This window comes from Salegentibacter sediminis (assembly GCF_002078605.1).
Classification (GTDB): domain Bacteria; phylum Bacteroidota; class Bacteroidia; order Flavobacteriales; family Flavobacteriaceae; genus Salegentibacter; species Salegentibacter sediminis.
The window spans coordinates 103655-114809 of sequence record NZ_MSJR01000007.1; the positions used below are offsets into that span (position 1 = coordinate 103655).

11 protein-coding genes are annotated in these 11155 nt (G+C 40.8%); 2 read left to right on the top strand and 9 right to left on the bottom strand.

The annotated features are described in order from the left end of the window. Positions 1 to 38: 38 nt before the first annotated feature. Together BUW93_RS11255 and BUW93_RS11260 are read left to right on the top strand one after the other, a co-directional pair. Entirely contained in the window at positions 39 to 776 is a 738-nt protein-coding gene (locus tag BUW93_RS11255; RefSeq protein ID WP_081211799.1) for an MlaE family ABC transporter permease, read from the top strand. A gap of 3 nt (positions 777 to 779) precedes the next feature. Beyond that, positions 780 to 1544, top strand: a complete 765-nt coding sequence (locus BUW93_RS11260; protein WP_081211800.1) for an ABC transporter ATP-binding protein — start codon at positions 780 to 782, stop codon at positions 1542 to 1544. On the opposite strand, the gene BUW93_RS11265 is transcribed toward BUW93_RS11260, so the two are convergent. From BUW93_RS11265 to porV, 9 genes are all read right to left on the bottom strand, one after another. Then, positions 1541 to 2977, bottom strand: a complete 1437-nt coding sequence (locus tag BUW93_RS11265) for a DUF389 domain-containing protein (protein ID WP_081211801.1) — start codon at positions 2975 to 2977, stop codon at positions 1541 to 1543. The two genes, BUW93_RS11260 and BUW93_RS11265, sit on opposite strands and share 4 nt — an antisense overlap. A gap of 4 nt (positions 2978 to 2981) precedes the next feature. Further along, entirely contained in the window at positions 2982 to 4064 is a 1083-nt protein-coding gene (locus tag BUW93_RS11270) for a mannose-1-phosphate guanylyltransferase (RefSeq protein WP_081211802.1), read from the bottom strand. A gap of 3 nt (positions 4065 to 4067) precedes the next feature. Beyond that, a complete protein-coding gene (locus BUW93_RS11275; protein WP_081211803.1) occupies positions 4068 to 4667 on the bottom strand; it encodes a SprT-like domain-containing protein in 600 nt (199 codons plus the stop codon). A 6-nt stretch (positions 4668 to 4673) separates the two neighbouring features. Beyond that, entirely contained in the window at positions 4674 to 5354 is a 681-nt protein-coding gene (locus tag BUW93_RS11280; protein ID WP_081211804.1) for an SDR family NAD(P)-dependent oxidoreductase, read from the bottom strand. Next, positions 5351 to 6325 carry a M20/M25/M40 family metallo-hydrolase gene (locus BUW93_RS11285; protein ID WP_081211805.1) on the bottom strand — a complete coding sequence of 325 codons (975 nt, stop codon included), beginning with the start codon at positions 6323 to 6325 and terminating at the stop codon, positions 5351 to 5353. Before BUW93_RS11285 ends, BUW93_RS11280 begins: the two co-directional genes overlap by 4 nt. 70 nt (positions 6326 to 6395) lie before the next feature. Further along, on the bottom strand, positions 6396 to 8021 hold the full coding sequence (locus BUW93_RS11290; RefSeq protein WP_081211806.1) for a pyruvate dehydrogenase complex dihydrolipoamide acetyltransferase: 1626 nt from the start codon (positions 8019 to 8021) through the stop codon (positions 6396 to 6398). Between the two features lie 3 nt (positions 8022 to 8024). After that, positions 8025 to 9026, bottom strand: a complete 1002-nt coding sequence (gene pdhA, locus BUW93_RS11295) for a pyruvate dehydrogenase (acetyl-transferring) E1 component subunit alpha (protein WP_081211807.1) — start codon at positions 9024 to 9026, stop codon at positions 8025 to 8027. A gap of 109 nt (positions 9027 to 9135) precedes the next feature. Beyond that, on the bottom strand, positions 9136 to 9618 hold the full coding sequence (gene cdd / locus BUW93_RS11300) for a cytidine deaminase (protein ID WP_081211808.1): 483 nt from the start codon (positions 9616 to 9618) through the stop codon (positions 9136 to 9138). A gap of 122 nt (positions 9619 to 9740) precedes the next feature. Continuing rightward, positions 9741 to 10895 carry a type IX secretion system outer membrane channel protein PorV gene (porV, locus tag BUW93_RS11305; protein ID WP_081211809.1) on the bottom strand — a complete coding sequence of 385 codons (1155 nt, stop codon included), beginning with the start codon at positions 10893 to 10895 and terminating at the stop codon, positions 9741 to 9743. Between the last annotated feature and the right edge of the window lie 260 nt (positions 10896 to 11155).

An 11155-nucleotide genomic window follows, 5' to 3' on the forward strand; every position in this document is an offset into this window, starting at 1 on the left:
CTGATTTTTTAGTATTTTAGCTTTACAAAAATTGGTGAATGAACTATTTGCACTCCATTGGAGAATATTTTTTAATGTTAAAAGGGGTCTTTGGCAGAATGACTAAAAGATCGGTTTTAAAAGACCTTATTTTTAAGGAAATAGACGATCTCATTATAAGTTCTATCGGAATCGTAGCCTTTCTTTCCTTTTTCATCGGAGGGGTAGTCGCAATTCAAACCGCTCTCAATCTCACCAACCCATTAATCCCGAAAACACTGGTAGCTTATGCCGCAAGGCAATCGGTTATTCTGGAGTTTGCCCCAACCTTCATCTCGATAATTATGGCTGGAAAAGTGGGGTCTTATATCACCTCCAGTATCGGTTCTATGAATGTCACCGAACAAATTGATGCCCTGGAAGTAATGGGGATCAATTCTTTAAACTACCTCATTTTCCCAAAAGTAATTGCCATGCTCACTTATCCGTTCGTGATCGCTATCTCCATGTTTCTGGGGATTGTTGGTGCATATACTGCAGCGGTTCTGGGAGGATTTGTTGGGCCCGATGCCTTTATAGAAGGACTTCAAAATGATTTTGATCCCTTTCATCTCACTTATGCTTTTGTAAAAACCTTTTTATTTGCTTTCATCCTCGCCACTGTTCCTGCATATCACGGCTATTATATGAAGGGTGGAGCCTTAGAAGTAGGCCAGGCGAGTACCACCTCCTTTGTATGGACGAGTGTAGTGATAATCGTAACAAATTATATTGTAACCCAATTATTATTAAGCTAGGCGATGATAGAAGTTAAAAATTTACATAAAGCATTTGAAGGAGAGGAAGTTTTAAAGGGGATAGATTTTGTCTTTGAACGCGGAAAAACCAATCTCATCATCGGCCAGTCTGGCTCAGGAAAAAGTGTTTTATTAAAATGCATGTTGGGCCTCTTTGTTCCTGATCAGGGATCCATTGAATATGATGGCAAACCTTTTTCGGAATTCAGTGAAGATGAAAAAAAAGACCTTAGCAAGCAAATAGGGATGGTTTTTCAGGGCGGAGCGCTTTTCGATTCGATGACTGTTGAAGAAAATGTGCTTTTCCCCTTACGCATGTTTACCAAACAAAGCAGAAATAAGCTGATGAAACGAGTTCAGGAGGTACTAAAACGTGTCAACCTGGAAGGAAGTGAAAAGAAATATCCATCAGAAATTAGTGGGGGAATGCAAAAGCGTGTTTCCATTGCCCGGGCGATTGTAAACCGTCCAAAATACCTATTTTGTGATGAACCCAACTCAGGACTGGATCCAAAAACAGCCACGGTAATAGATAATCTTATTCAGGAAATCACCCGGGAATATGACATTACTACGATCATTATTACCCACGACATGAATTCGGTGCTCGAAATAGGTGAAAATATAGCTTTTCTGAAAGACGGCGTCTTAGCCTGGAAAGGTAATAAAGACATGGTATTTAAAACTGAAGATGAATCCGTAACCGATTTTATTTATTCCTCAAAACTTTTTAAAAAGGTTAGAACTGCCCAGTTGAAAGGCTATTAATTCACCGTTTTTACGGCAAGGGTATCGAGTTTAAGCCTAACTTTTAGCCAGGCTTCAAACCTTTCTTTCTCCTGCTTTCTTTTCGCAGCCGAAATCGCCGGATCCCAGGTTACGGTAAAAGTGGGAATGGTATCTGTTTTATCGAAATTTGTAGAGATGAGATTTGAATAACCAAGCTCCTGAATTTCGCTGTAATTGATTTTAATTTCTCTGCTTAAATCGGGAAATGAAAAATTATCTCCCCGAAATTTACTGAGTTCATTTTCCAAAAGCACGATGCGGGCATCCTTATCCTCGATGATTTCCTGATTTCGTACATACAGATCTTCAAGTATTCCACTTCGAACCTGGGTACTTAATTCGTTAATATCGCCCCCTCTCTCTCCCTGGTGAATGATAAGCTCAGATTCCTTTAAAGCTTCTACTCTGCCCATTTGCTCTTTCCAGGTATCAATGGTTCCCTGAGGCACCCTTTGCCCTATAAGGTAAACATCAATAGTCTTTTCCTGATAATCCTGTGTAAACTTAATAGTCTCAGTACCACTGTAGCGCACCACCTCGTGGATAAACTCCCTGGATTTAGATTCAAAAAGTTGCTTCTGGAGCAAATTTGCGAAAAGAATTACACTAGGGATCATTACAATTATCGCGATGGTTGAAGCAATTTGAGCTGTTCGCCGTCGCTTCCGGCTATTGGCATATTTCACCAGGGGGAAGCCTAATAGCTTGGTTACCACAAAAGTTGACAGAGCAATAAAGACGGCGTTTATTGAGAATAAATATAATGCTCCTCCTGCATAAGACCAATTGGCAATGGCCAGCCCATATCCTACGGTACATAAAGGCGGCATAAGAGCAGTAGCAATAGCAACTCCAAGGATTACACTGGCAATAGTTCCTTTTTTGGTTTTGGCAATTATTAGAGCCAACCCACCAAAAATAGCAACCAATACATCGAGAATAGTAGGATAAGTACGGGCAATCAGTTCAGGAGTTTCTTCTTTTACGGGAGAAATGAGAAAATAGATGTAAGCCGTTAAAACGCTAAGTCCAACCATTAAACCAAGATTAATGAAAGACTTTCTTAAGGTTATAACATCATTGATAGCAACAGACATGCCTACCCCAACAATTGGCCCCATTAGCGGAGAGATTAACATCGCTCCTATCACCACCGCGGTACTGCTTACATTTAAGCCCACCGAAGCCACGAAAATAGAAAAGATAAGGATCCAGGCATTGTGCCCTTTAAAGGAGATATCCTTCTTAACGGCTTCTACGGTAGACTCTCTATCGGTATCATCCCGTATCTCAAGCAGGTCTTTGATGAATATTTTCAGATTCTCGAAGAAACCATGGGCGTTCTTTCGTAATTCGGTTACGTGAGGCTTATCCTTATCTGAAGAGCTTTGCCCGGGTTGATTGTTATCCATGTAATCAGGCTAAATTATTTCCAAAACGCTCCTGAACTTTCTCCCTGAGCTCTTTTATTGATTGTTCTTTATCCTTGGGAAGCAGCAGTAAAACCTCAGCAGTTTCCACAATTATATAATCATTGATTCCATCGAGAACCACCACCTTTCCGCTTTCGGTACTAATTATATTGCCCGAAGAATCCAAAGGCAACAACCTGGAATTCACAACGGTATTTTTAAAATCATCCTGCGGGAGCTCTCTCTCGAGGCTGCCCCAGGTACCCAGGTCGTTCCATTTAAAATCTACCGGAATTACAAAAACTTTGTCTGACTTTTCCAGGATACCATAATCTATGGAAATATTATCGGCGAGACCGTAGTTCTTTCTAAGAAATTCCTCCTCTTCAGCCGTATTCCAAAATTCACTCCCTTTTTCAAAAAGCCGGTACATCTCGGGAAGGTGCTTTTTAAAAGAATCGATAATGAAGCTTGCACTCCAAATAAATATACCTGCATTCCATAGATACTTACCACTTTTTAGAAACTCCTCTGCTTTTTTGAAATTAGGCTTTTCGGTAAAGTCCTCAACCCTGGAGAGCTTCGTAGACTCTTCAGAATTATACTTGATGTAACCGTAACCGGTGTTAGGAAAATTAGGGCTTATACCCAAAGTGATAAGTTTATCATCTTCAGCAACTGCGTTAAACCCGGCCTCTACGTTTTCACAAAAATCCACCTCATCATCAATCCAGTGGTCGCTGGGTGCTACTACAATTAATGCGTCTTTATTTTTTTTCCTGATTTTAAGAGCCCCCAGTAAGATACTTGGGCCGGTATTGCGCAAAGCAGGCTCGGGAACTATCTGCTCGTCTTTAACCTGTGGTAAATGTTCCTTAACCAGCTGGGTATAATCCTTATTGGTAAGAATATAGATATTTTCCTGGGGAATTATTTTTGATAGCCGTTCGAAGGTAGCCTGGATAAGACTTTTCCCGGCACCCAGGATATCCTGAAACTGTTTTGGATTGGCCTGAGTACTCGCAGGCCAGAAACGGGAACCCACACCCCCGGCCATTAAAATCGCATAATAATTTTTATTCTTCATACATCAGGCTTTTAATAATTCTACTTCAGCATTGGGCTGAAACAAATAGATCCTACCTGTATTTATTTCCAGGCATTCGTACCTTTTAATCCGCCTGGGGCCTTTTTTAAAGGTCTTCCCGTTATAAATTCTAAAAATCCCACCGGTAGGAATTTCAAAAATATAATTTTTATCATTTTCGGGATCAAAACTTTTTAATGCCACCGAAAGTCTGGCATCGGTATCACTGCTGGCACGAGGATTCCTAAAATGATTTGCTATAACCGGTAAAAGGCGTTGAGGAAACACCTCTGGCCTTATAAAAGGCAGCATCAATTCCCTGAAAATAGATTTCCATTCTAACCCGTGTGGTTTAATAGTTCTCCCATATTTTTCAAAAGCCAACAAATGTGAAATTTCATGCACCAGTGTAATCAGGAACCGGTATTTGTTCAAATTAGCATTCACGGTAATTTGTTGCGAACCATTAGGCATACGTCTGTAATCGCCGTGCCGTGTCTTGCGTTCATTTACAATTTTTAAATGAACATTATTTTCCCTGATAAGGTTAAAAACAGCAGGTATGGCCTGCACAGGTAAATATTTCTCAAGGATGTGCTTCATTAAATATTATGGAGTGCTATTAGATACCTGCAGTAATTTTCCGTTGTAATATTTATTCCCGGTTAAACTGAAATCCATAATATATTGCGCCATTTCTTTTGCTGAAAGCGGAGCCTTGTATCCAGGGAAAGCCTCTGCCAGCATTTCGGTTTGCACCGCTCCCAGTGCAAGCACATTAAAGGACGGACCGGTTTCTTTGAATTCTTCTGCGAGTAATTCGGTTAAAGTAATTACTGCAGCCTTACTCGAACTATAGGCAGAAAGTCCCGGGAATTTCACGCTCCCCTGTACTCCTCCCATAGTGCTAATGTTTACCACATGAGAGTTCTTATGAAAGAATGGCAGCAGCTTTTGAGTTAGTCCAACTACGCCCATTACATTCGTTTTATAAATCTTCTCAAATTCTTCAAGACTAATATCCTCAAAGGCTTTGTTGACCAAAGCACCCGCATTATTTATAAGAATATCCACCTTCTTGGTCTTGCTCTTTAAATAATCTGCGGCTTCTTGCAAACCTGAAGGTTCTGAGATATCGCAGGAAAAAGTGTGAACATTTTCAAGCTTAAGATCCCGCACCGGCTTTTCATTTCGGGATAAGGCCAAAACATTGTGCCCGGCATCTGCAAAAAGTTTTACCAGTTCAAACCCAATTCCCCGACTTGTTCCTGTTATAACAATTTGTTTCATTCTTCGTTTAATTTTATCTCCTTTTCTTCCTTATTGGCCATTTTTTGAATTCCTGGCTTAACAGCATCGATAAGATCTTTCAGGTGTTCAAAATCCATATTTCCTGCTTCATCAGAAACATGATGATAATATTCGTAATTCGTAAAATCAAAGGTTGAGATAGTCTGTGCTGGAATTTTAAATTCCTGGTAAAATGGATAATTATCGCTACGTTGGAATAATTTATATTTCTCTGCCTGGGGAAGATATCCTAAAACTTCTTCGGAAGAATACTCATTGAATTTTTCGGCAAGATTAGACATTTCAAAGCCGGTTATATAGGCAAGGTACTCTTTCCCTTCCATAGGCACTCCCAGCATTTCAAAGTTTAGCACTGCATAGAGATGAACTCCCTCATCCTTTAATTTTTCAGCAGCATGGTTAGATCCCCGAAGCCCCATTTCTTCCGCAGAAAACAAAATAAACATCAGGCTTCTTTTATTATCCTTTATTTCAGCAAAATGCCTGGCGAGCTCAACAACTGCAACAGTTCCGGCTGCATTGTCGTTCGCACCATTAGCGATTATATCGCCATTTACCTTTTTTCCCTCTCCAATATGATCGTAATGCGCACCTAAAATGATGATTTCATCCTTTAATTCAGGATCTTTACCTTCTACGAAACCAACTACATTATAAGCATATTTATCTTCCACCTGAAAAGTATCCCGGTAAGATTCATAGTAGGTTTCTACACCATTATCCTGAAAGATAGTTGCTATCCTGCTGGCGGCAAGATCAATACCTTCAGTACCGGTTTCACGACCTTTCAATTCATCAGAAGCAAGATAATGCAACAAAGATTCTACAGAATCTTCCGTTATATTTTCGGTTTCAGGTTGTTTTTCTGCAGTGGCCGTTTGGGATATTCCCTGGCATCCAAAAAGGCTTAAACCGATCATTATCCCCCATAAAAGTAAAAAATTTCTCATATCGTTAAAGATAAAAAAATCCCGCAATTAAGCGGGATTTTTAAGTTATAGAATACGATGATTAAGGCTTTTAGGCCAGCATCGTCACCGGATTTTCCAAATAAACCTTAAGAGTTTCCAGGAATGCAGCCCCGGTAGCACCATCTACTGTACGGTGGTCACAGGCCAGGGTCAGTTTCATAGTATTTCCAACAACGATCTGCCCATCTCTAACCACCGGTTTTTCCACGATAGTCCCAACCGAAAGAATTGCAGAATTAGGTTGATTGATGATACTGGTAAATTCTACGATCCCAAACATTCCAAGATTAGAAACTGTGAAAGTACTTCCCTCCATCTCGTTAGGCTGTAGTTTTTTATCACGGGCTTTTCCTGCAAGGCTCTTAACATTTCCTCCAATTTGTGTCATTGACATCTGGTCGGCAAATTTAAGAACAGGCACCACAAGACCTTCCTCAACAGCTACGGCCACGCCCATATGGATATGTTTAGCGATTTTAGTAGTCTCCCCGGTCCATTGGCTATTTACCCGAGGATGTTTGCGCAAGGCCATAGCACTGGCTTTTATTACCATATCATTAAAGCTTACTTTAATATCCGGCATATTATTAATCTGCTTACGCGAAGCCATAGCGTTAGCCATATCTACTTCGATAGTCAAATAATAATGAGGTGCGGTAAATTTAGACTCGCCAAGGCGTTTGGCGATAGTCTTACGCATTTGTGAGTTCTTAACTTCCTCAAAGCTTTCTTCTCCTGCAGGCACATAAGCTTGCGCGGCCGCAGGCTTATCCTGAGCCGGAGCCTCCGCTTTCGCAGGTTTTTCTGAAGGTTTGAAGTCTTCAATATCGCGTTTTACAATACGACCATTTTCACCGCTTCCTTCTACCTCAGAAAGATCTATACCTTTATCCTCAGCCATTTTTTTGGCAAGGGGAGAAACAAATATCCTTCCTGAAGATTTTTTATCCCCAGATTTTTCAGAAGTCTTTTCTGTAGATTTATCTTCTTTCTTCTCTTCTGATTTTTCTTTTTTCTCAGCAGAAGCCTTTTTCTCATTGCCTCCCGTAGAAATTCCAGAAACATCGGTTCCTTCAGGTCCAATAATGGCAAGTAAACTATCTACTTTGGCGGTTTCGCCTTCCTGAATTCCGATTTTAAGTAGAGTTCCCGAATAGAAAGATTCAAATTCCATGGTAGCCTTATCGGTTTCGATCTCGGCAAGAATATCGCCCTCTTCTACCTTATCTCCTTCTTTCTTGATCCAGGAAGCAACGGTACCTTCCTCCATAGTATCACTAAGACGGGGCATAGTAATCACTTCCACCCCTTCCGGGATTTCATTATCCTCACTTTCGTTTTCGCTTTCTTCTTTTTCTTCTGAAGATTTTTCCTCCTTCTCTTCAGCTTTATCAGTTTCTGAACTTCCACCTTCAAGAAGACCAGAAATATCTTCCCCTTCTTCTCCAATAATTGCTAAAAGCGTATCTACAGGAGCGGTTTCTCCTTCTTCAATTCCAATATGCAAAAGCGTACCTTCGTGAAAGGATTCAAATTCCATCGTTGCCTTATCGGTTTCGATTTCTGCAAGGATATCTCCCTCTTCTACTTTATCTCCTTTTTTCTTCAACCACTTTGCTACCACGCCTTCTTCCATGGTATCGCTCAAACGCGGCATGTTAATTACTTCTGCCATAATTTATTCAGGTTTATGTGCTAAAAACGGATAGTCTTTCTGCTCGTATACTACATCATACATAACGTTTTTCTCAGGCCAATCAGACTCTTCAGCGAATTTCTCGCATTCTGAGACCTTGTCTTTTACGCGCTTATTGATAGCCTTTATTTCGTCTTCTGAAGCATATTTCTTTTCCTTGATCACATCCAGCACCTGGGTGATGGGGTCTATTTTCTGGTATTCTGCCACCTCATCCTTGGTACGGTATTTCTGAGCATCACTCATCGAATGCCCACGGTACCGGTAGGTTTTTAGCTCAAGGAAGGTTGGTCCATCTCCTTTTCGGGCTCTTTTTATCGCTTCATCAAGTGCTTCTGCAACCTTAATCGGGTTCATAGCATCTACAGGACCACACGGCATCTCATAAGCATTACCGATCTTCCAGATATCAAGACTCTTGGAAGTTCTGGCAACCGAAGTTCCCATGGCGTATCCATTATTCTCCACACAGAAAACTACCGGAAGGTTCCATTTCACCGCCATGTTAAGCGTTTCATGAAGAGACCCCTGACGTGCAGCTCCATCACCAAGGAAAGTAAGGGTGACAGCATTGCGTTTAAAATATTTATCGGCAAAAGCCAGCCCTGCACCAAGCGGTATTTGCCCTCCTACAATCCCGTGACCTCCATAGAACCCATGTTCCTTGGAGAAAATATGCATGGAGCCACCTAGTCCCTGGGAGGTACCGGTTCCTTTTCCGTAAAGTTCAGCCATAACCCTTTTTGGGTCTACACCCATTCCTATGGGCTGCACATGGTTACGATAGGCGGTGATCATCTTATCCTTCTCCAGGTCCATTACATGTAAAGCTCCAGCCAAAATAGCTTCCTGCCCATTATAAAGATGTAAAAAACCTCTCACTTTTTGCTGAATATAAACCTGCGCAAGTTTGTCTTCAAATTTGCGCCAAAACAGCATATCCTCGTACCACTTTAAATATGTGGCTTTTGTTATTTTCTTCATTTAACTCTATTAATTTTAGGCCAGACAGATAGGGTTTGCCAAGCGGGTAACAAAAATACTATTTTCAATAAGAATGGAAAACAGTTTTAACCCAAAAATCACGAAAACGTTATAAGTAGGAATTATCAAAAATGAGCGGCAGCAAATCTTTTACCGATTTAGCTTTCACGATCGCTCCCGTCTCCCCCATAAAATAAACTTCCATATCTGTTTTTTGCTTCACCTCATATTCTACCAGAGCCTGACGGCAAGCTCCACAGGGAGGTACCGGTGAAGTTACCGGTCTCTTCAGGGAAGTAGCCGAAATTGCTATGCATTTAATTTTGGCCTCTGGAAATTTAGCTCCCGCATAATAAACGGCGGTACGCTCTGCACATAGGCCTGAAGGATAAGAAGCATTTTCCTGATTGCTCCCGGTGATGATCTCTCCATTATCCAGCAACAAAGCAGCGCCAACCTGAAACCTGGAATACGGCGCATAAGCCTTTTCCCTCGCCTCAAAGGTTTTTTTCATCAATGCTACTATCTTATCAGGCAGTTCATCAAAGGAATCGAAGATTTCAAATTCAGCAGATATATTAAAGGATTTCATTTAATTTTATTTGAAGCTTTAGAATACAGAACCCGCTTTGTCTTTAAAAGTAGGGATTTAAACCAAAAAAAGTATCAAAGACAAATATGATACTTTTTAGAAATTTTTCCGTCGGAATCTTTTTAATAGGAATATTGATCCCCAAAATTAAATGTAAGGCCAAACCTTAAAGTCCCTTCTAAAGGACTCTGCACTTTGGATGTCGAGAATAGATATGAAATATCTACATCTATCATCTCATAGGCGAAACCGGCACCAAAAGAAAGAAACTGTCGGGATCCCTTGGTTTCACTTTCATTAAAATATCCGGCCCTAAAAGCAAATGCCTCACGGAAAAGATATTCTGCACCCAATGCCCAGGTCACCTCTCTCATTTCCTCTCCAAACCCTCCGGGAGCATCTCCAAAAGATTTAAAAATTCCTGATATAGCTCCAATATCATTATATTCGGCATCGTCCTCAGCGTTTATGGTCCCGTCACCGTTAAAATCCTGAGGAGTAGGAACCAACAATTTATTGAACTCTACATAAGTACCTAACCTATTCTCCATATCAAAGATAAAATCGAAACCTCCTCCTACCTTAAAATTGGTTGGGATAAAATTTTCCTGACCGGCATCATCATATTTCATTTTAGGTCCAATATTGGAGATATTTGCGCCCGCTTTCCATCGGCCATCAAAAGCGGTATAGGTCACCTGATTACTCTGGAAATATGCCGCGATATCCACACCAAAGCTATTCGCTGCACCGAGATCGGCTTCATCCTGCAATCCGAGGTCCGAATGCAGGTACCTTCCGGCAACCGCCATGGAAAAATGGTCACTTAGCCTTAAGGCATAAGAAAGGTCTAGGGTAAGCTCATTAGGATTAACCAAAAGAGGTTCTTGCTCCCTGGTACCACGTGTCTCAATAGAACCGAGACTGAAATAGCGCAGGCTTGCACCAAAAGCACTTCTTTCATTAATACGGTTAAAGTAATTTATATTCCCAAGGAATATATCATTAACGATATCGCTTAGGTAAGGAGTATAGGAAACACCAACTCCATGTTCAGAAGTAGCAAAAGCATACTTGGCCGGGTTCCATTGCTGGGAAAAAACATCAGGAGAAGTAGCGACACCCTGGTCGCCCATCCCGGCGGCTCTTGCGTCGGCAGCCACCATTAGGAATGGAACTGCAGTGGTTATCACCCTATCTCTTTCCTCATTCTGCGCGATCGCAGAAAAGTTATTTGCAAGAAAGACCCCAAGCAGTAAGATTGTAATTTTTCTCATCACATTAATTAATGATTAACAAATATATATTATTATTCTCGTTAAGAAAGTGCCTTAGCGCTAAAATATACATCATAAGCTTATATCAAATCTAGGTAGCCTTGGGGAGATCATCGGGCACTGGTAAGTAATAATAACTTAAATTACAGATAATTATTGTATTCTCAGCAAGGATACTAAAGATATTTTACGTCTTTCTAAGAAGCTTTGGCAAAAAACTCTTAATTTTGCCGAATCTGAAGCACACAGCCGCCGTTATA